This window comes from Clostridium nigeriense (assembly GCF_900086595.1).
Lineage (GTDB): Bacteria > Bacillota > Clostridia > Clostridiales > Clostridiaceae > Clostridium > Clostridium nigeriense.
Window position 1 is genome coordinate 1,620,755 of record NZ_LT575472.1, and the last position, 20,956, is coordinate 1,641,710.

Below are 20,956 nucleotides of genomic sequence, written 5' to 3' on the forward strand. Positions count from 1 at the left end.
GTATGAGAAATGAAGTAATATTCCATGAATCTAAAAAGTATATGCCTGGTGGAGTAAATTCTCCAGTCCGTTCTTATAAAAATACTGGTATGACACCACCAATTATAAAGAGTGGAAAAGGGGCTATAATAATAGATGAAGAGGGTAAGGACTATATTGATTTTGTTTTAGCTTGGGGCCCTATGTTTTTAGGTCATTGTGATAAAGATGTAGTAAAAGCTATTAAAGAGGTGTCAGAAAGTGCAATAGCTTTTGGAGCACCTACTGAATTAGAACTTATAATGGCTAAATTTTTATGTAAAAATTTAGGGAATATTGAAATGGTTAGAATGGTTAACTCTGGTACAGAAGCAACTATGAGCGCTATAAAACTTGCAAGAGGATACACAAAGAAAAATAAAATTATTAAATTTGCTGGTTGCTATCATGGACATTTTGATGGTTTTTTGGTAGAAGCGGGATCAGGAGTGTTAACTAATGGAATACCAGGATCATTGGGAGTACCTGAAGATAGTATAAAAAATACTTTAATAGCAACCTATAATGATAAAGAAAGTATTAAAGAACTATTTAATAAATATGGTGATGATATAGCGGGAGTTATTATTGAGCCAGTTGCAGGCAATATGGGAGTTATTAAGGCTGAAGATGAATTTATGATTTTATTAAGGGAACTATGTAATGAGTATAAAGCTTTATTAATTTTTGATGAAGTTATGAGTGGATTTAGAGTATCCTTTGAAGGGGCTCAAAAGTTATTTAAGGTTAAGCCTGATTTAGTTACATATGCAAAGATTATAGGGGGTGGCCTTCCTTGTGGTGCATATGGTGGTAAGAAGGAAATAATGGAATGTTTATCTCCATTAGGTGAGGTTTATCAAGCTGGAACTATGTCAGGGAATCCAATAGTTATGGCGGCAGGAATAGCTACTTTAAATAAAATAAAAAATAATAAAGAAGAATATTATAATAAAATTGAGAAACTAGGTAAATTATTAGAAGATGGAATAAAAGAAATAGCAAAAGAAAAGTCAATTCCATTAACTATAAATAGATATGGAGGAATGCTTACAATTTTCTTTACAGATTTAAAAGAAGTTAAGAAGTATGCTGATGTTAAGACTTGTAATGAAGAAATATTTAAAAAATATTTTAAGCATATGATTAATAATTGTATTAATATACCTCCATCTCAATATGAAGCTTTATTTTTAAGTATTGCTCACACAGAAGAGCATATAAATAAATTCTTAGAGGCCTTTAAAAAATTTAATATTTAAAGGAGATGACTTTATGTCAATGAAGGCAGTTGTTATAGTTTCTTTTGGAACTGCTAATTTAGAGGGATTAAATTTTCTTGAGAACTTTGAAGATGAAGTAAGAAATTCACTTAGTGATAAATATTATATATGCAAGGCTTTTACATCTAGTATAATAACAAATATTTTATTTAATAAATATGGGAAAATAGTACCTAGATTAGAAGAAGTCTTATTTAATTTAGGCAATGATGGATATAAGGAAGTTTATATACAACCATTACATATAATAGAAGGTAGCGAATTCTTATCAATAAAAAATATTATAAAGGAATATGATTATTCATTTTCTAAAATAACTTTAGGAAAACCTATTATGGGAAAAGAGGAAAAGGAATTATTAGAAGGATGTAATTTAATAGTTGATTCTATTGAAAAAAATTTAGAAAAAGATAAGAGTATAGTTTTAGTAGGGCATGGTTCTAAAACTATAGATACAGAAAGTTACAATAAATTAAAAAGTACCTTTAATAAAAAAGGATTTAAAAATGTTTATATGGGAACATTGGAAGGAGAAATAAGAAAAGAAGACATATTAAAAGAACTTTTAAGAGATAATATTGAAGAAGTTTTAATATCTCCAATTCTTATACTACCAGGTAATCATATAAAAAAAGATATTTTTGGCGATAAAAATTCTTGGAAATCATTATTTGAAGATAACAATATTAAGGTATGTTCTGTTAATAAATCATTATTAGAGTATGATGAAATTAGAAGGTTTTATATAAATAAGATTAAGGGTTAATATATAATATGAAAAACAAAGTTTTATTTGCAAAACTTTGTTTTTCATTGTACAATGTGATTGGCAAAAAAAGAATTGCTTATGGCAATTATTGTTAAAATTTTGACGATATAGTGGGGTGCATCATGTACAGTAAAGAAATTCATAATTTAGCCCATTCAGCAGAGTTAAAAAGCAATTTGCTAAAAAGAAGTAAAACTAGATATTTAGTAAGTTCTGCTTTGGGAAGTTTATTTGTAAGTTTAGGAATTATGCTTATTTATACTATAGGTGGTATAATGCATCATAATGGAGTTGAAACTTATAAAATTTTAATGGGAGCATCTTTTGGTGTAGCTCTTAGCTTAGTCTTAATGGCAGGGGGAGACTTGTTTACAAGTAACGCTATGATTATGACTATGGGAGCATTAGAAAAAACAGTTACATGGATAGATGCAATTAAAATTTGGGTTGCAAGTTGGATTGGTAACATTTTGGGTGGAATACTTGGAGCGGTATTATTTGTTCAAGCTGGATTAACAAGTGGAAAAAGTGATTATATTGGAGAATTTATAGTAAGTAATGCTTATACTAAAATTAGTGCTCCAGCAGGGCAATTAATAATTAAGGGTATATTATGTAATATATTGGTTTGTCTAGCAGTTTGGATGTGTTATAAATTAAAAGAAGAGACAGCTAAAATACTTATGATATTTTGGTGCTTATTTACCTTTATTACAGCAGGATTTGAACATAGTGTTGCTAATATGAGCTTTTTAGCTATGGGATATTTAATTGATCCATCAACAATAACTCTAGGTGGTTATGCATATAATATAATATTAGTTTCAATAGGAAACTTTATTGGAGGAGCATTATTCTTAGCTTTACCATATTACTATATTACAAGTGGAAATAAAGAAAAATAATATTATAATATTTATATACGTATATTATGTAATACTAGAAAAGTCCAGCAAAAAAATAATTTGCTGGACTTTAATTCGTAATAGATTGAGAGATTTCCTAATATTGATATTATATATTTTCTTCACCGTATAATAGATTTGAGTTACAATATGGACATAAAACTTCGTCTACATTTGCTATATTGAACCTCGTTGGCAATCGCTTTTTGCAGAATGGACATCTCCAGAATATTACTGACATTAAAATATAGATAGTCAGTAATATTGCTCCAACAATTCCTAATATATCAATAGTTAAAAGAGTAGCAATAATAGAAATAATTATAGAACTAAATAAAAATATCAAAGAAATTTTTCTAAACTGTAACACATCTCTTTTTTTACTCATAATAATCACCACCATTTTTATATAGTTTTAATTATTATACAATCGCTCAATATTGAAATGTTTTAATAATTTAAGGATGTTCTTCAATTAATTTTCCATACTTATCATAATATCTATAAGTATAAGTGTAATTATCTCCATTAGAAAATTGATTTATATTTATTATTTCTACAAACATACCCTCTGGAATGTTAATAGTAACATAATTATTATTTATTCCTATCTCAACTTTACTAAATTTTAAATTGCTTCCATCACCATATACTATAAAATATTGATTAATATTATTTATATTCATAGTTAGATAAAAATTTATTTCATAGACACTCCCACTTTGTAAATGGTTAATTTTATAATCTCCTAATTTATCCTTACTAAATTCGGCAATGCCACAGTTTAATTTATTCTTATAAATAACAACTAACTCTTCATTAAGTTGAATTTCCTTGATAATGAAGATGTCTTCAAAGTCACTTATATCATTGTTTTGTAACTTAATTATACTTCTCTTAATATTACCTTCATTGTTTCCATTTAGATAAAATTTGTTATATACATGTGTTACTATTATATTAAAAACAATTAAAAGAAAAGATATTATAACTACTATCTTAAATATTTTTGCCTTTATATAATTTTTATTTTTTAAACCAGTCAAAAAATAAAAAATCATTGCAATAAATGCAATGGTGATAACAATAGCAAATGAGTATCTAAATATCCTCTGAATACTATCAATCATTTTGTTATAGCCCCTTTCCTCAATTATATATAAATAAGACAATTATCCATTTACTATAAATTAATTAATAATATATTAAAATTGCGATAATATATTATTGTTCTTCTTCCCATGGTACAGAAAAGGCTAATCCTGTATATATCATCAATTCAATAACAACAGCAAGTATTCCCCTTATGATACTATTTACTATTGTAGTTGGATAATACGTAGTTACGTAACTCATTATCGTACAAATTAAGGCTATAAGACTCATCACAATAAGTAGATAATATTTTATTTTAAATTTAGAGTGGCATTTATTACACTCTATTATCCCATTACGTTTATAAGTCGATTTCAGTATATGTGTAATGCTGATTTCGGTATTACATTTACAGCAAACCCTCATATTTTCACCCCTTTTTAATAAATTTACAAATTCCTATTTCTAAAACTCACAATATAATATAATTATGTTTATTATATATTTATTTGGAACATAATTCCATAATAAATGGAAATAATGTATTCTTGCTAAAAAAAGAATAACTATTAATATTCAAATAAAACAGAGAATTCTTTTAAAAAATATCATGAATAAATATTTAATTAAAAAAGTTTTATTTTAAGAATTTTGTTAGAAATAGTATAGATTATTTTAAAGTTTATATCTTATTATAAAAGCATAGATGTTATAATTTACATATGCTAGTAATGTATAAGGGGATGGTTAAAAAATATGGGTAAATATAATATTTTAGTAGTTGATGATGAAAAAGAAATAACAGATGCAATTGAAATATATTTAAAGAATGAAGACTTAAATATTATTAAAGCTTATGATGGAATAGAAGCATTAAATATAATTAAAAGAGAAGAAATACATTTAGTCATTATGGATTTAATGATGCCTAAGATGGATGGGATGAGAGCTACAATAAATATAAGAGAAGATAAAAATATACCAATAATAATTTTATCTGCTAAATCTCAAGATATAGATAAAATTTTAGGATTAAACATTGGAGCTGACGATTATATAACTAAACCTTTTAATCCTTTAGAACTTATAGCAAGAGTTAAATCTCAGTTAAGAAGATATGTAGATTTGGGGAATTATGGGAAAGAAGATGATAATGATATCTTGTCTTATGGAAGTATAAAATTAGATAAAATTAAAAAAGTATTAGAATTAGATGGAAAGGAAATAAAAATAACTAAAACAGAGTATAAGATATTAGAACTTCTTTTAAGTAATCCAGGAAGAGTATTTTCTTCAAAGGAAATATATGAGAGAGTTTGGGAAGAACCCTGTTTTAATACAGATACAGTAATGGTACATGTAAGAAGGATAAGAGAAAAGATAGAAGTAGATCCCAAAAAACCAAGGTATTTAAAAGTGGTATGGGGAGTAGGTTATAAATTTGAAAAGTAATATGAAAAATATAAAATACTTAATTTCTATAGTAGTAGGTATTCTGACACTAACATCAATTTATATATCTTCTAATTATAAAGTTTTAATATTCCTTATTGGAAGTTTGGGATTGTTAAATATATTGATGTTTTTAAAATTATTAAAAAATAATAATATAAGTTCTTTTATTTGGAATGGAATTGAATCTTGGATAGATATATTTAAAAATGAAGAAAAAACAAGTTATTATATTACGCGAGAAGTATTTAATAAGAAAGAAATTAAAGTACCTATAAATAATAATTATGAGAAGCTAATAGATAAAATAAATCATATAGCATTAAATTTAAAAAGAACAGATATTAATATTAAAAAAAATGAAAAAGTTAATATGGAGCTTATAAATAATTTAACAGAAAAATTAAATAATCCATTAGAAGATATTCTTACACTTATAGATAAAATAAAATTACAAGAAAATAATAGGGAAGAAATAAAAAATTTAAAGACTAAATCTAACAATTTAAAAAAGTTAGTTGAAGAATTATTTGAAGCTTCAAAGACATCTACAGGAGATATGAAAGTAGAGTTAAATAATATTGAAATAACAGAGTTTTTAAAACAAGCTATAGTGGAAGTAGAAGATAGATTAATGGATAATAATTTAGTTGTTAGAAGTAATTTCCCAAAGGAAGAAACATTTTTATCTTGTAGTGGAGAAATGTTATGGAGAGTATTTGAAATTCTTTTTGATAATATTATAAAGCATTCATTAGAAAATAGTAGAGTTTATTTAGATGTAAAAAAAGAAGATAAGAAGTTATATATAATTTTAAAGAATACTTCCCAAAAGGAGTTAAATATAGAACCAAAGGACTTGGTACATATAATAAATAACAATAAAAGTGAAGATGTTTCAGGTCTTGGATTAGAAATAGCTAAAAATTTAGTTTTGTTACAAAATGGAAATTTTAAAATTGACATTGATGGAGATTTATTTAAAGTCACTATTACTTTTAATCTAACGACGAAAGATGAAGTTTCCTTAGACAAGGGGGTAATCTAATGTTATTAGATAAAGCGTTACTAAAAAATAATACAAGATGGCTTAAAGATTACGAGGCTAAAAATTTATCATTAATAAATGAAAAAGTATTAATAGAAACAATGATAGGTAAGATATTAATTTTAATTAATTATTTTGTAGTAAGAAAATTAGTAAATAAAACTGGAGGGGAATTTTTACCAAATTATAATACAGAAGGCCCTAAATATATAGTTTTATTAACTTGGGTAGTTTTTTCTATAATAGTAGCTATTTCATTAATTCAAATAGTTTTAAAATGTAGGATATATAATAAAAGTAACATGGAAGAATACGAAAAAAAATTCTATAAAATAAAAGTATTCGATAGGTTTATTAAGCTAGTTTTTTCAGTTGTTTTTTATATGATTTTTTATCAAATTATTTTTCAGCTAACAATGGAAGGGATAGATATAAAGTTTACTATATTAGTTTGGATAATTATATTAAATGTAACACTTGCAATATATCTTTATATAAGTCTTTTGAAGAATAATTTAATAATAAGAAACTTGAATTTAATTTTAGATAAGACAATTAAGTTTTTAGAGGAAGGCAATATTAATAAGGTTATTGAGATTTTAGATAATAATAAAAATAATTATGCAGTATTTAATGGACTAGAGTTTAATATTCTTAATAGGTCTATATATGAACTTATTTCTATGTCAAAGACTATAGAAGATAAAGAGGCTATATCTAATATAAATAAAATTGATTTAGTTACTAATATTTCTCATGATTTAAGAACTCCTTTAACTTCAGTACTTAATTACGTAGATTTTTTAAGTAAAGAAGATATAGATAAAAAACATAAAAAAGAGTATTTAGATATATTAGAAAGAAAGACCAATAGAATAAGTGCTTTATTAAAGGATTTAAAATATTCTATTATTTCAAGTTCTAGTTCAATTAATTTAGAGATAAAAGAAATAGATATAAGAGAGGTATTAAACCAAGCATTACTTGAAGTAAAAGAAAAATTAATAGAGAAAAAGTTAAACATAAACATAAGGCTGTATATTAATTCTAAAGAAGTTGCTTATAAAGAGAAAAATAAAATTATGATTAGTGGAGATTATAATAAAATTCTTAGAATATATCAAAATTTAATTTCTAATATCATAAAGTACGCTTTAAGCCCATCAGATATATTTATAGTAATTGAATATGATGAAAATAAAGTCAATAAACGCAGCAATGTTACTTTTATTAATAAGGTAAAAGAAAGAATAAATATAGATGCAGAAAAGTTAGTAGAAAGATTTATAAGAGGCGATATATCAAGAAGTACAGAGGGATCAGGTCTAGGATTAGATATTGCTAAGGGGCTAACTGAATCACAAGGGGGAGAATTTAATATTGAAATAAAAGAAGACAGTTTTATTGTAAGTGTAATGTTATAAGTGAAAAGGAGGCTTAAATGAAGAAGAAATTAACTATGAGTATATGTATTTTGCTAGTAACCTTTATGCATTAGAAACTGTATTGTATAGTGGAAGTATGTTACTTACAGGAAAGGGCTTGGATAGTAATAGCTTTTACTTTTGTTCAGATGTACTAGTTAATAAATTGCAATATAATAATATAAAGGAAGAAACTATTGAAGATTTAAATACTATAATGGGTGCAACTGATACATTAATTGAAAGATTTTTTTCTTACAATGGAACAGGTAAGAATATAAGTAAGAAAGAAATAATAAAAGCCATTGAAGAAGCAGTATTAAATTTGAATAAATTAAACTACATTAAATAAATTGATATTACTTATTTAAAAGATGTATTAAATGGAGAGAAAAATATGTTTACAATAATGATAATAGACGATAATGAACAACTTCAAAATGAAATAGGAAACGTGTTAGAAATGAACGGCTATAATGTACTAAAACCAAAGAATTTTGAGAGGATACCTCAACTAGTAAAAGAAAATAATCCAGATTTGATTTTATTAGATATAAATTTACCCAAGGATGATGGATTTAAAATATGCACAGAAATACGTAGTTATTCAAAGATACCTATAATATTTATAACAAGTAGAAATACAAATATAGATGAACTAATGGCGATTACTTTAGGAGGAGATGATTTTATTACTAAGCCCTATAATACACAAATACTTTTAGCTAGAATAAATGCACTTATTAAGAGGGCATATCCAAATAATAATAATCTAGATGTAATTGAGTATAATGGCTTAAAATTAAATATTTTGGCAAGTACTATTGAACACAATGGAGTTAGCAGAGAGCTTACAAAAAACGAATTTAAAATATTATATTATTTATTCGTTAATAAAGGGAAAATTGTATCAAGAGTTGAAATAATGGAGTATTTATGGGATAGTTCTATGTTTGTAAATGACAATACACTTACAGTAAATATTACAAGAATAAGAAATAAAATAGAAGAAATAGGATTAAAAGATTTTATTAAAACAAAAAGAGGGCAAGGTTATATTATATGAGTTTTAATGATTACTTAAAAAGTAACATAGGAATAATATCCTTAAATATTATAGGAGTAATAACTTTATCTATTTTTCTACTTAGCATAGGCAATGAATTAAAAGTAGTAACTATAATAGTACTTTTATGGATTATTGTTTTACTTACCTACTTTATTATTGCTTATAAAAAAAGAAAAAATCATTTTGAATTAATAGAAAGATGTTTAGAAAATATAGATAAAAAATATTTAATAAGCGAAGTATTAGAAGTTCCTCCATTTTTTGAAGCAGAACCATATTATTATATTCTTAAAAAATCAAGTAAGTCAATGAGGGAAGAAATTAATAATGAAAAGTTTATACTTAGAGAGTATAAAGAATACATAGAGCAGTGGATTCATGAAGTAAAAACGCCTATATCACTTATAAAACTAATTGAAGAAAACAATAGAACAGATAAAAGTTCAATAATACTTATGCAATTAGAAGAAATTGATAGATATGTAGAGCAAGCATTATTCTATGCAAGAAGTGAAAATGTAGATAAAGATTATCTTGTAAAGGAAATAAGCTTACAAGACTGTGTAAATAATGTGATTACAAGAAATAAACAAGGTTTTATTTTAAATAATATAGAGATTGATATAAATAACATAGATAAAACAGTATATTGCGATAGCAAGTGGCTTGAATTTATTTTAAATCAAATAATAGTAAATGCTATAAAGTATAGAGATAGTAAGGATCCAAAAGTTAAGGTATATTTAGATGAAATAAAAAATGGAATTAAATTAGTTATTGAAGATAATGGGATAGGTATACCTAAAGATGAATTAGAGAGAGTATTTGAAAAAGGATTCACCGGAAATATAGGAAGATTAAACAGTAAATCTACTGGGATTGGATTATATTTATGTAGAAAATTATGCCATAAGTTAGGTTTATTAATAGATATAGAATCAGAATTAAATAGGTACACAAAAGTGATTATTACTTTTCCTATAGGAAATTTTGTAATGAAACCTAGTGCTTAGTAACCTTCATAGAAGTAGTTTATAGTTAAAGAAATTGTTTGCTAAATTATGATTTAATAATGTTACAAGATTGTCACCTAAAAGTAATATTAAATCGAATCTAGAATGTGGTATATAAGCTAAAATATTTTTGAGGTGATAATAAATGAATGAAGTATTACAAATCAGTAATATTGAAAAATATTATGGTAATAAAGGAAATATAGTTAAAGCTATAGATGGTATAAGCTTTAAGGTTAAAAAAGGTGAATTTGTTGGAGTGATGGGACCCTCTGGCTCAGGAAAAACAACATTGTTAAATTTAATAGCTACAATAGATGATGTTAGTTCAGGAAATATTTATTTAGATGGAAAAGACTTAACAGAAATAAATCAAAAGAATATAGCAAAGTTTAGAAGAGAGAACTTAGGATTTATATTTCAAGATTTTAATTTATTAGATACATTAACGATTCATGAAAATATAGCTTTAGCCCTTACCATAAACAAAACTAAAAAAAGTGAGATTGATAATAAGGTTTTAAATGTTGCAAGAGAATTAGGTATAGAAGATATACTTTCAAAATATCCTTATGAGGTATCAGGAGGTCAAAAGCAAAGAACAGCATGTGCAAGAGCTTTAGTAACAAATCCTAAGTTAATCTTAGCTGATGAGCCAACAGGAGCACTTGATTCAAAATCTGCACAAATGTTAATCGAGATGATATCAAATTTGAATAAGAATTTAGATGCAACAATATTAATGGTAACACATGATTCTTTTACAGCTAGTTATTGTGACAGGATATTATTTATTAAAGATGGAAAAATATTTACGGAATTAGTAAAGGGTGATAATACAAGAAGACAATTTTTTAATAAGATATTAGATGTAGTGGCATTATTAGGCGGTGATGTTAGAGATGTACGCTAAGCTGGCTAAAAATAATGCAAAAAAATCTATTAAAGATTATTTAATTTATTTTATAACTATAACAATATGCGTAAGCTTGTTTTATGCAATTACATCACTTTCAAGTTCAAGCTATGAGTTAATCACTGAGGCGTCTTATAACTTTAAAACTTTAAAATTAATATTGCAGTATTCAACCTATGTGATTACAGCAATTCTTATTTTACTTGTAAGCTACGTAAATAAATATATGATTAGAAGGCGTCAAAGGGAATTTGCAACATATGTATTACTTGGAGCTGAGCAAAAAAGTGTGGCATTAATGTTTTTTGTTGAAACGCTTGTAATTGGAATTTTAGCCATAATAGCAGGAATATTTGTAGGAACTTTATTTTCTCAAGCAATTACAGCTATAGTTTTAATAAGTGCAAAACAAGAAATAATATTTAGCCTAAGATTATATATGGATACAGTATGTATTACATTTATATTCTTTATATCTATGTTTTGTATAATAGGATTATATAATGTTATAGTTTTAAGGAAATTAAAACTTATAGATATGTTAAATGCTCATAAACAAGTTGAGTTTCAGTTTAAAAGAAGTGGAAAGGTATATAGCTCGATATTTGCTTTATCAGTAATTTTATATAGTATTTGTGGTAGTTGTACTATTAAAATATTAAATTCAAAGAATGATTATAGTCCAATATATTTGATGTATATAGGAGTATCTTTAATTACTTTTATAATAGGAACTTATGCTTTATTTTATTCAATTGCTTATATAATGATTTATATAAAGGATAAATGGATTAATTTTAAGTATGAAGGAACAAATTTATTTTTAATAGGATCAATAGTATCTAAAATAAAAACAGCTCCAATATTAATGGCTACAATATCAATGACTTTTTTGGGAGCTATGATAAGTTTTATAATAACACTTGTAATGGCTCAATGGTCACTTGGATATTTAGAGATGAGAGTTCCATATGATATAGATATAAGAAATAATTATAATACAAGATTTTTAAAAGAAGCTAATATAAGGGATGTTAAAGAGCTACCTAAATTAGATTATAGCGAAGTTATAGATTATTTAAATAATACTGGATATGATTTGGAAAGTTACTGTGAGGTAGAAAAATATATAGTAAATATAGATGAAAATAATACATTTAATGTAGCAATAAGTTTAAGTGATTTTAATAAACTAAGAAGTATGCTAGGATATAAAGAAATAGAACTTAAAGAGAATGAGTTTACTACTCAATGGCATGGTGCTACTAATAATGAAGTAATAAATAATTATTTAAAGAAAAATTATCAGTTGAATATCAATGGGAAAATCTTTAATATTAGTGAGAATTCAAATTATAAAGAATCCATTGGAGAAGGCTTTTACCACAAGAGAGATAATATTATAATCTTACCAGATAAAGTATGTGAAGAACTTGATTTTTTAGAAGTTAATTTTTTAGCTAATATTGAAAATGAAATGAGTTATGAAGAGGCTGATGATTTTCAATATAATTATGTATATGAGTGGTTTAGAAAAAATAATTCTGAATTTGTTAAAAAGTATAGCAGTGAAAGTGATATAACAAAGAGTGTAATTTATACAAGAGTTAATTCCTTAGAAACCAATAATATTTTAAATATGACTTTAGCTATGAGGATTCTTGGAATATATTTAGGAGTAGTACTTCTTATGATAAGTTTAACTATTTTATCCCTTAGTCAGCTTTCTGATTCTATTGAGCATAAGGATAGATTTAGTGTGCTTAAAAAACTAGGGGTTCAGGGTAAGGAAATAGATAAGATTATACTAAAACAAATTTCATTGTACTTCACAGTTCCTATAGCTATAGCAATGATTGGTGTTTCAATATTTACATATAACTATTATTTATATTATAAGGATATAATTAATGTATATGTTGGTGATACTACTTTTATTTTAAGTATAGTTTTTGGTGTTACTTTGATGATTATAGTTTATATATGTTATTTTGTTGGAACATATTATTCTTTTAAAAGGAATGTTAATGATTAAATTATAGGCTATTAGTTAATAATTTAGATATTTGAAGACTAGGATATTAAAATTATTTTATAAAAAAGTAGTTTTATATTTAAATATAAAACTACTTTTTTTATTTATAAATATTTTATTAAATAAAGACTTTAAACTTCAAATATCCAACCTTCAGGTCCTTCAATATCTCCAAATTGAATGCCACAAAGGATTCTATAAAGTTCCTTTATAACAGGGCCAACCTCTTTTTCACTATAGAAAACATGAAGTTCATTCTTATACTCTATGCCTCCAATAGGTGTAATAACAGCAGCAGTACCACAAGCACCTGCTTCTTTAAATTCATCTAAATTATCAACATAAACATCTCTTTCATATACTGGCATATTCAAATAATCTCTAGCAATATCCATTAGGGAGTATTTAGTTATGCTTGGAAGAATTGATGGAGATTTTGGTGTAATAAATTCATTATTCTTAGTGATACCAAAGAAATTAGCAGCACCAACTTCTTCTATTTTAGTATGAGTTGCAGGATCAAGATAAATACAATCCGCAAATCCTCTTTCAGCAGCAATTAAATGTGGATGTAATGAAGCTGCATAGTTTCCACCAACTTTTTGTCCACCTGTTCCTTGAGGAGCTGCTCTATCATAGTCAGCTATCATAAAGTTACATGGAGCTAAGCCTTCTTTAAAGTATGGGCCAACAGGAACTGCAAATACACAGAATATGTACTCTGGTGCAGGTTTTACTCCAATATTATCTCCAACTCCTATCATAAAAGGTCTTAAATATAGTGTAGCTCCAGTACCATATGGCGGAACATAATGCTCATTAGCTCTAACAACTTGCATACAAGCATCTATAAATTTATCTTCTGGTACTTCTGGCATAAGTAATTTTTTATTACTTTCATTCATTCTTTTAGCATTTCTGTCTACTCTAAATAATTGAATTTTGCCATCTTTTCTTCTGTAAGCTTTTAACCCTTCAAAGCATTGTTGACCATAATGTAGAGCTGTAGAAGCTTCACTTATAGTTAACATATTATCTTCTGTAAGTTTACCTTCGTCCCATTTTCCATCTTTCCAAACTGATACATATCTATAATCAGTTTTAATATAACTAAAACCAAGGTTATTCCAATCAATATTAACATTTTTATTCATAAATACTACCTCCCTCATGGTTTTTATATTATTTTATCACTTGTTAATTAATTAATAAACTTTTTATGTGAAAAATATATAAATTTATTTAATATTGAAGTTTTTTCTAAAAAATTGTATAGTAGTATTAGGAAAAAAATGTAGAGATTACTTTTTATTAGCTTACAATTAAAAAATTTACATAAAGGAAAGGACGTGCAGTAAGATGCAAAAAGAAATTATTTCAACACCTAATGCTCCAGCAGCAATAGGACCTTATTCACAAGGAATTAAAATAGGAGATATGGTGTTTACATCTGGACAACTTCCAGTTAACCCAGCTACAGGAGAAGCTGTAACAGAAATTAAGGCAGCAACTAAACAATCTTTAGAAAACGTTAAAGCTGTTTTAGAACAAGCTGGTAGTAGCTTAGATAAAGTGGTTAAAGTAGTAGTATTTATTAAGGATATGAATGACTTTGCACAAGTAAATGAAGTTTATGGACAATATTTCACTGAAAATGCACCAGCAAGAAGCTGTGTTGAAGTTGCTAGACTTCCTAAGGATTGTGTAGTAGAAATAGAAGCTATTGCATCATTATAATTGTAAATAGGAGCCTAAGGCTCCTATTTACATTCAGTTAAGTTATTCCAATATCTTTTAGGCATAGAGCGTTTTTGCAGTTTTAAATTTATTCTTTCCTTTATAGTAGTAGATTTAAAATAATTTCTCCAAAGATCTTCAAATTCATCATTATAGTTTCTTAAAGAATTGTACATGTCATTATCCATTTCCATAATCTCAAAAGTATCCTTATTATAAATAGAAGCTAGATTTCTTTTTATATCATGTATAATCCAATATTCATTTTTAAATCTATTTTGGAAATGGGGAGAAATAAGCTCAAGTATATTATTATCTGGTTCTATTGATGAATATAAAAATTTATTATTAATTAATGAAAATCTAACAAAGCCTGTAAACCTATGAGCTTCTAATTTTACTCTTCTTTCTACTAAATCTAATTCCCTAACTTCATGTAAATGTAAATACTTATGAATATCACTGCCTATTTTAAAAGCAATTTTTAAATATTTAAAACATAAAAGTCCCTTGTTCTTATAATTAGATAAATATAGTGTATATATTTTATTTAATGCATAAGGATCAATTTTACATACAATAGCATCTTTAACTTTATTGTATTTAACTAAATCTGTATCTATATAAACTATTCTAGTTAACATATCAACAGGGGTAGAGGTATCAGTACCTATATAAGTTAATTCTTCTTTTGAATAAAAAGCATAATGTATTGCAGATAAAAAACCTTCAAAAGAATCTTCATAAATTAATTTTAACATTTATTCACCACCTTATAATTCACCAGTAATAGATGTTATTTTATCTTTTGGAAGGAGAATTTTTTTAGGTTCAGGAAGAAGTATATTATTAGAAGAAGTAGTATATATATTATCAAAAAAGGATAATTGAGTTGAATTTTCATCATCTAATTTAGGTTTATCCATATAAAGCAAACGATTTTTGATTTTCTCATCATTAAAGGAAACATCTCCATAGTATTTCCCTTTGCAAGTAATAAAATATTTAGCTCTTTTTAAGACAACTCCTATCTTTTTTAAATCTTCAAAGGAAAGACTGTGAACTTTTCTAGTAATTAATATTCTTCTAGCAGAACGAACTCCAATTCCAGGAATTCTAAGCAATTCATCATAGGAAACTTTATTTATTTCCATTGGAAAGTTATTTATATTATTTAAAGCCCACGAAGTTTTAGGATCAAAATTTAAATCAAAATTTTCATCTTCATCTTTTAATAGTTCTTTAGCTTTAAAGCCATAAAATCTTAAGAGCCAATCTGCTTGATAAAGCCTGTGCTCCCTAACTAAAGGAGGATGGGTTATATCAGGCAAAGCTTTTTCATTTTTAACAACTGGTACATATGCAGAATAATAAACTCTTTTTAAATTAAATTTATTATATAGATTTTCTGATAAGTTTAAAATTTTAAAATCACTTTCTGGTGTTGCGCCAACAATAAGTTGAGTGCTTTGACCTCCTGGAACAAATAATGGTGTAGACTTTATCTTTTTCTTTAAATCCTTAGTTTCTAGAATATTATTTTTTATTATATTCATAGGTGCTAATATATTCTCTTTAGTCTTTTGAGGTGCAAGTAGCTTTAAACTAGAAGCAGAAGGAAGTTCAATATTAACGCTCATTCTATCAACAAACTTACCAGCTTCTTTTATTAAAGATTCATCTGCACCAGGTATAGCCTTTAAGTGTATGTAGCCATTAAAATTTTCTTCTAACCTCAATTTTTTAACTACTGAAAGTAGAAGTTCCATTGTATAGTTAGGATTTTTAAAAATTGCAGAGCTTAAGAATAATCCTTCAATATAGTTTCTTTTATAAAAGTTAATAGTTAAATCTACAACTTCCTCAGGTGTAAAAGCGGCTCTAGGAACATCTTTAGATGAAGCATTTATACAGTATTTGCAATTAAAAATACAATAATTAGTTAATAATATTTTTAATAATGAAATACATCTTCCATCAGCTGTAAAGCTATGACATATTCCACTATTTGCTGCATTTCCTAAACCATCATTAGAGTTCTTTCTTTTAGAACCAGAAGAGGAACAAGACACATCGTATTTTGCAGCAGCTGAAAGTATATTAAGTTTTTCTTTTATATCCATAAAATCACCTACAAAAAGTATTTATTATCATTATACAGAACATATGTTCTTTGTTCAAGAGATTATTAAAAAATATCAAAGGAATAAAAAAGATAATATTGGAAATTATAACAAGTGAGAAAAGTTAAGGAGGAATAAATGTGTTTAATATAATGATTATAAAATTAGAACCTAGAATTTCAGTAGCACCAACAGTACAGGAAATATTAACAAAGTATGGATGTGTAATTCACACTAGATTAGGATTACATGAAGCAACTAAAGATACTTGTTCTAATTCAGGATTAATAATATTGAATTTAATGAATGAAGAGAAAGAGCAAATAAATAAATTGAAGGAAGAATTAGAAATTCTAAAGGGAGTTACAACAAAGTTAATAGAGATATAAGAAGATTAATTAAGAAAAGTATTAACTGTTTTAATCATAGTTAATACTTTCTGTATATTTAAAAGCAAGTATATTTACACTTATAATAAAATATATATAAATATTGGATATTTTTTACTTGCAAATAATTTAATTATATTTATAATTATTATTGCTAAATAAGGATTATTAAATAAAGAAAGGAAGATAGGGAAATGAGTAAATTTAAAAAAGTAGCTGTATTACTTTTTAGTATATTATTTACTGCATCACTTTTTGTAGGATGTAAAAAAAGTGATAAAAAAACGATTAATGTTTTAAATTATGGAGAAAACATAGCAGATGGAATAATTAAAGAATTTGAAGATAAGTATAATGTAAAAGTAAATTATAAGACTTTTGATGATATGGAAACTATGTACATAGAAGTTTCTTCAGGAAAAACTAAATGGGATGCTGTTTTAGTAGCTGACTACATGGCTGACAGAATGATTCAAGAAGGATTACTTCAGAAGATAAATAAAGAAAATATTCCAAATATAAAAGAGATGAGTGAAAGTGATATGGGTCAACCTTATGATCCTAATAATGATTATACTGTACCATATATGAATGGAACTATAGGAATTATATACAATAAAGATTTAGTTGATGATACAGTTGATAGCTGGGACATAATGTGGAATGAGAAATATAAAAAACAAATTTTTGTTTTAGATGCTCAAAGAGATGCTATAGGAATGGCATTAAAAAAATTAGGATATTCATTAAACTCTACTAATGAAAAAGAACTTGAAGAAGCTAAGAATTTGTTAATAAAGCAAAAGCCTTTAGTATTAAAATACGGTGCTGATGAAGTTAAAGACTTAATGACCTCAGGGGAAGCAGCTATTGCCATGATATGGTCTGGAGAAGGTTTAACTTTAGCAGATGAAAATGAAAATCTAGAATATATAATACCTAAGGAAGGTGCTAATTACTGGCTAGATTCTTGGGCAATTCCAGCAAATGCAAATGATAAGGATACTGCTGAAGCTTTTATTAACTTTGTAAGTGGTAAGGATAATGCTTATAAAATTGCAGAAGAAATAGGATATACTACTCCAAACAAACTAGCAATGGAAGAACAACCAGAGGAAGTAAGAAACAATGAAGGAGCATATATGCCAAAAGAAGTCATGGAAAGATGTGAAATTTATAAATACTTGCCTCAAGATAAATTAAGATTATATGAAGATGTTTGGAATGCTGTAAAAACAGCAGATTAATTAAAATTTTATTAAAAAATATTAATATTACATTAAGTAAATAGAATAAATAAACTATTAATAGTATAATATTAATAACATCTATTAATAACATAGGAGTTGGTTAGTATTATGGATAGAATTATAGATTTTAATGAACTAAAAAACAGAGTTAATGATAAAGATGTAGATAAGTTTGAATCATATATTTATAACTTGTATTATGATATGTCTTCAGGAAAATTAAATATGTCAGACTTCACTAAAAAGATGATGGAATACATGGAAGAAAACAATATATCGCAAGATAAATTTTTAAAGATGCAAACAAAGCTTATGGAGAGATATGGGTTTGATGCTTCTGGTATCGAAGAACAACTTAAATCCTTAGGGTTAAATAATGTGATTCCAGGGGCTGGAGATATAGAAAAAATAAGAAAGAATATGAGTTTCCAAGAAAAATATAAGGATAGAATTAAGGTTTCCACAGTCAATAATTACTATATAAAAAATGATAAAAATAATGTAGATATATTAACTGATGGAGAAAAGTTAATTCTAACTAGTGAAGGAAAAATAGACTTAAATGATTTAGAACTAAATGATTTCTTATGTTCATATAAAAAGCTTATAGACAATAAAACTTTAAAAATTTCTATTTGTGAAAATATTAAAGAATATGAATACTAAAATTGTTAAAAAAAATCTATTTATTTTCTTACATTATAGTTTATAATAAATAAGGTATGATATTAATCATGCCTTATTTTTAATTTAAAAAATTATAAAAATTGTGTTTTGTGAATGACTTTTTATTAAATAGATATAACTTCAGGAGGATAATAAATGAGTGTATTAACAGTTAAGGATATGAGCCATGGTTTTGGTGATAGAGCAATATTTGAAGATGTGTCCTTTAGATTATTAAAGGGAGAGCATGTTGGATTAATTGGTGCCAATGGTGAAGGAAAATCAACTTTTATGAGCATAGTTACAAATAAACTTATGCCAGATGAAGGAAAAGTTATTTGGTCAAATAATGTTAGAGTTGGGTATATGGATCAACATGCAGCCTTAGAAAAAGGACAAAGCATTAGAGATGCTTTAAGAGATGCATTTAAATATCTTTTTGATTTAGAAATGGAAATGAATTCTCTTTATGAAAAAATGGGAGATTGTACTCCAGAAGAATTAGAAAAAATGCTTGAAAGAACAGCAGTTATTCAAGATCTTTTAGATCATAATGGATTTTACATAATAGATGCAAAAGTTGAAGAAGTAGCAAAGGGACTTGGACTTTTAGATTTAGGATTAGATAGAGATGTAGATGATTTATCAGGTGGACAAAGAACTAAAATACTTTTAGGTAAGTTATTACTTCAAAATCCAGATATTTTACTTTTAGATGAGCCTACTAACTACTTAGATGAAGAACATATTGAGTGGCTTAAGAGATATCTTCAAAATTATGAAAATGCATTTATATTAATATCTCACGATATACCATTTTTAAATTCTGTAGTTAACTTAATATATCATGTTGAAGAAAGAAAACTAACTAGATATGTTGGTGACTATAACGAATTTAAGAGATTATATGAAGAAAATAAAAAGAGATTAGAAGCAGCATACGAAAAGCAACAAAAGGAAATAGCTAGATTAGAAGATTTCGTTGCTAGAAATAAAGCAAATGTTGCAACAGCAAATATGGCTAAATCAAGACAAAAGAAATTAGATAAAATGGAAGTTATAGAACTTTCAAAAGAAAAACCAAAGCCTGAGTTTAACTTTAAACCAGCAAGAACTTCAGGGAAAATCATATTTGAAACTAAGGATTTAGTTATAGGATATGATTCACCATTAACTAAGCCTCTAAACTTATATATGGAGAGAGGTCAAAAAATAGCTTTAGTTGGTGCAAATGGACTTGGAAAAAGTACATTATTAAAAAGTTTGCTTGGGAAAATTAGTCCTTTAAGTGGAGAAGTACATTTAGGAGACTATCAACATATAGGATACTTTGAGCAAGAAGATAGAGAGAAAAATACCAATACTTGTATAGAAGAAGTATGGCAAGAGTTCCCAAGTAAAACGCAATACGAAATAAGAGCTGCTCTTGCAAAATGCGGATTAACAACTAAGCAATTAGAATCAAAAATAATGGTTTTATCAGGAGGAGAAGCAGCTAAGGTAAGACTATGTAAGATTTTAAATACAGAAACAAATATATTAATCCTTGATGAGCCTACCAACCACTTAGATGTAGATGCAAAAGACGAATTAAAGAGAGCATTAAAAGAATATAAAGGTTCAATTTTACTAGTATCTCACGAACCAGAATTCTATAGAGATGTAGTAACAGAAATATGGAACTGCGAGGATTGGACTACAAAAATTGTATAGTTAAAGACTAGAAGAGTTGGTGTGAACACTAACTCTTTTTTACAGTAATTT

The 20,956-nt window shown here is 26.0% G+C and carries 22 protein-coding genes; 16 read left to right on the forward strand and 6 right to left on the reverse strand.

Annotated features, from left to right (window positions below):
• Window positions 1–2: 2 nt before the first annotated feature.
• The 3 genes from hemL to BN6774_RS07665 all read left to right on the forward strand — a co-directional run bounded on the left by hemL (window position 3) and on the right by BN6774_RS07665 (window position 2,975).
• Window positions 3–1,280 carry a glutamate-1-semialdehyde 2,1-aminomutase gene (gene hemL, locus BN6774_RS07655; protein WP_066892130.1) on the forward strand — a complete coding sequence of 426 codons (1,278 nt, stop codon included), beginning with the start codon at window positions 3–5 and terminating at the stop codon, window positions 1,278–1,280.
• Between the two features lie 13 nt (window positions 1,281–1,293).
• A complete protein-coding gene (locus BN6774_RS07660) occupies window positions 1,294–2,067 on the forward strand; it encodes a sirohydrochlorin cobaltochelatase (RefSeq protein WP_235829593.1) in 774 nt (257 codons plus the stop codon).
• 125 nt (window positions 2,068–2,192) lie between these two features.
• A complete protein-coding gene (locus BN6774_RS07665) occupies window positions 2,193–2,975 on the forward strand; it encodes a formate/nitrite transporter family protein (RefSeq protein WP_066892134.1) in 783 nt (260 codons plus the stop codon).
• Between the two features lie 109 nt (window positions 2,976–3,084).
• Here BN6774_RS07665 and BN6774_RS07670 read toward each other — a convergent pair whose 3' ends face one another.
• From BN6774_RS07670 to BN6774_RS18960, 3 genes are all read right to left on the reverse strand, one after another.
• The gene (locus tag BN6774_RS07670) at window positions 3,085–3,363 is read right to left on the reverse strand and encodes a hypothetical protein (protein WP_066892137.1); all 279 of its coding nucleotides are present in this window, start codon (window positions 3,361–3,363) and stop codon (window positions 3,085–3,087) included.
• 70 nt (window positions 3,364–3,433) lie between these two features.
• Window positions 3,434–4,105 (reverse strand): hypothetical protein, encoded by a 672-nt coding sequence (locus BN6774_RS07675; RefSeq protein ID WP_066892140.1) that lies wholly within the window; start codon window positions 4,103–4,105, stop codon window positions 3,434–3,436.
• A gap of 94 nt (window positions 4,106–4,199) precedes the next feature.
• Window positions 4,200–4,331, reverse strand: coding sequence for a hypothetical protein (locus tag BN6774_RS18960; RefSeq protein WP_268873133.1), 132 nt, complete (start codon window positions 4,329–4,331; stop codon window positions 4,200–4,202).
• Between the two features lie 495 nt (window positions 4,332–4,826).
• Between BN6774_RS18960 and BN6774_RS07685 the strand changes: the two genes are divergently transcribed.
• The 8 genes from BN6774_RS07685 (at window position 4,827) to BN6774_RS07720 (ending at window position 13,027) form a co-directional block, all read left to right on the forward strand.
• Window positions 4,827–5,522: a response regulator transcription factor gene (locus BN6774_RS07685; protein WP_066892146.1), complete on the forward strand. Its 696-nt coding sequence runs from the start codon at window positions 4,827–4,829 to the stop codon at window positions 5,520–5,522.
• A 1-nt stretch (window position 5,523) separates the two neighbouring features.
• Complete coding sequence (locus BN6774_RS07690) at window positions 5,524–6,570, forward strand: sensor histidine kinase (protein WP_159426822.1); 1,047 nt, start codon at window positions 5,524–5,526, stop codon at window positions 6,568–6,570.
• A complete protein-coding gene (locus tag BN6774_RS07695; protein ID WP_066892152.1) occupies window positions 6,570–7,994 on the forward strand; it encodes a sensor histidine kinase in 1,425 nt (474 codons plus the stop codon). The genes BN6774_RS07690 and BN6774_RS07695 overlap by 1 nt, the downstream gene beginning before the upstream one ends.
• 43 nt (window positions 7,995–8,037) lie before the next feature.
• Window positions 8,038–8,346, forward strand: coding sequence for a hypothetical protein (locus tag BN6774_RS07700; protein WP_066892154.1), 309 nt, complete (start codon window positions 8,038–8,040; stop codon window positions 8,344–8,346).
• A gap of 45 nt (window positions 8,347–8,391) precedes the next feature.
• Complete coding sequence (locus BN6774_RS07705) at window positions 8,392–9,060, forward strand: response regulator transcription factor (protein ID WP_066892157.1); 669 nt, start codon at window positions 8,392–8,394, stop codon at window positions 9,058–9,060.
• Complete coding sequence (locus tag BN6774_RS07710; RefSeq protein WP_066892161.1) at window positions 9,057–10,076, forward strand: sensor histidine kinase; 1,020 nt, start codon at window positions 9,057–9,059, stop codon at window positions 10,074–10,076. The genes BN6774_RS07705 and BN6774_RS07710 overlap by 4 nt, the downstream gene beginning before the upstream one ends.
• 145 nt (window positions 10,077–10,221) lie before the next feature.
• Complete coding sequence (locus BN6774_RS07715; protein ID WP_066892164.1) at window positions 10,222–10,989, forward strand: ABC transporter ATP-binding protein; 768 nt, start codon at window positions 10,222–10,224, stop codon at window positions 10,987–10,989.
• A complete protein-coding gene (locus BN6774_RS07720; protein ID WP_066892167.1) occupies window positions 10,979–13,027 on the forward strand; it encodes an FtsX-like permease family protein in 2,049 nt (682 codons plus the stop codon). The genes BN6774_RS07715 and BN6774_RS07720 overlap by 11 nt, the downstream gene beginning before the upstream one ends.
• Window positions 13,028–13,158: 131 nt before the next feature.
• Here BN6774_RS07720 and BN6774_RS07725 read toward each other — a convergent pair whose 3' ends face one another.
• On the reverse strand, window positions 13,159–14,181 hold the full coding sequence (locus tag BN6774_RS07725; protein ID WP_066892170.1) for a branched-chain amino acid aminotransferase: 1,023 nt from the start codon (window positions 14,179–14,181) through the stop codon (window positions 13,159–13,161).
• A 205-nt stretch (window positions 14,182–14,386) separates the two neighbouring features.
• Here BN6774_RS07725 and BN6774_RS07730 point away from each other — a divergent pair, with 205 nt between their 5' ends.
• On the forward strand, window positions 14,387–14,764 hold the full coding sequence (locus BN6774_RS07730; protein ID WP_066892173.1) for a RidA family protein: 378 nt from the start codon (window positions 14,387–14,389) through the stop codon (window positions 14,762–14,764).
• Window positions 14,765–14,787: 23 nt separating this feature from the next.
• Here BN6774_RS07730 and BN6774_RS07735 read toward each other — a convergent pair whose 3' ends face one another.
• Both BN6774_RS07735 and BN6774_RS07740 read right to left on the reverse strand, forming a co-directional pair.
• Window positions 14,788–15,525: a TIGR03915 family putative DNA repair protein gene (locus tag BN6774_RS07735; RefSeq protein ID WP_066892176.1), complete on the reverse strand. Its 738-nt coding sequence runs from the start codon at window positions 15,523–15,525 to the stop codon at window positions 14,788–14,790.
• Window positions 15,526–15,537: 12 nt separating this feature from the next.
• Window positions 15,538–16,887 carry a putative DNA modification/repair radical SAM protein gene (locus tag BN6774_RS07740; protein ID WP_066892179.1) on the reverse strand — a complete coding sequence of 450 codons (1,350 nt, stop codon included), beginning with the start codon at window positions 16,885–16,887 and terminating at the stop codon, window positions 15,538–15,540.
• Window positions 16,888–17,027: 140 nt separating this feature from the next.
• Here BN6774_RS07740 and BN6774_RS07745 point away from each other — a divergent pair, with 140 nt between their 5' ends.
• The 4 genes from BN6774_RS07745 (at window position 17,028) to BN6774_RS07760 (ending at window position 20,905) form a co-directional block, all read left to right on the forward strand.
• Window positions 17,028–17,276, forward strand: a complete 249-nt coding sequence (locus tag BN6774_RS07745) for a CPF_0552 family protein (RefSeq protein ID WP_066892182.1) — start codon at window positions 17,028–17,030, stop codon at window positions 17,274–17,276.
• Between the two features lie 194 nt (window positions 17,277–17,470).
• Window positions 17,471–18,523 (forward strand): ABC transporter substrate-binding protein, encoded by a 1,053-nt coding sequence (locus BN6774_RS07750; RefSeq protein ID WP_066892186.1) that lies wholly within the window; start codon window positions 17,471–17,473, stop codon window positions 18,521–18,523.
• A gap of 108 nt (window positions 18,524–18,631) precedes the next feature.
• The gene (locus tag BN6774_RS07755; protein ID WP_066896530.1) at window positions 18,632–19,192 is read left to right on the forward strand and encodes a DUF3867 domain-containing protein; all 561 of its coding nucleotides are present in this window, start codon (window positions 18,632–18,634) and stop codon (window positions 19,190–19,192) included.
• Between the two features lie 156 nt (window positions 19,193–19,348).
• Window positions 19,349–20,905, forward strand: coding sequence for an ABC-F family ATP-binding cassette domain-containing protein (locus BN6774_RS07760; protein ID WP_066892189.1), 1,557 nt, complete (start codon window positions 19,349–19,351; stop codon window positions 20,903–20,905).
• The last annotated feature ends 51 nt before the right edge of the window (window positions 20,906–20,956 follow it).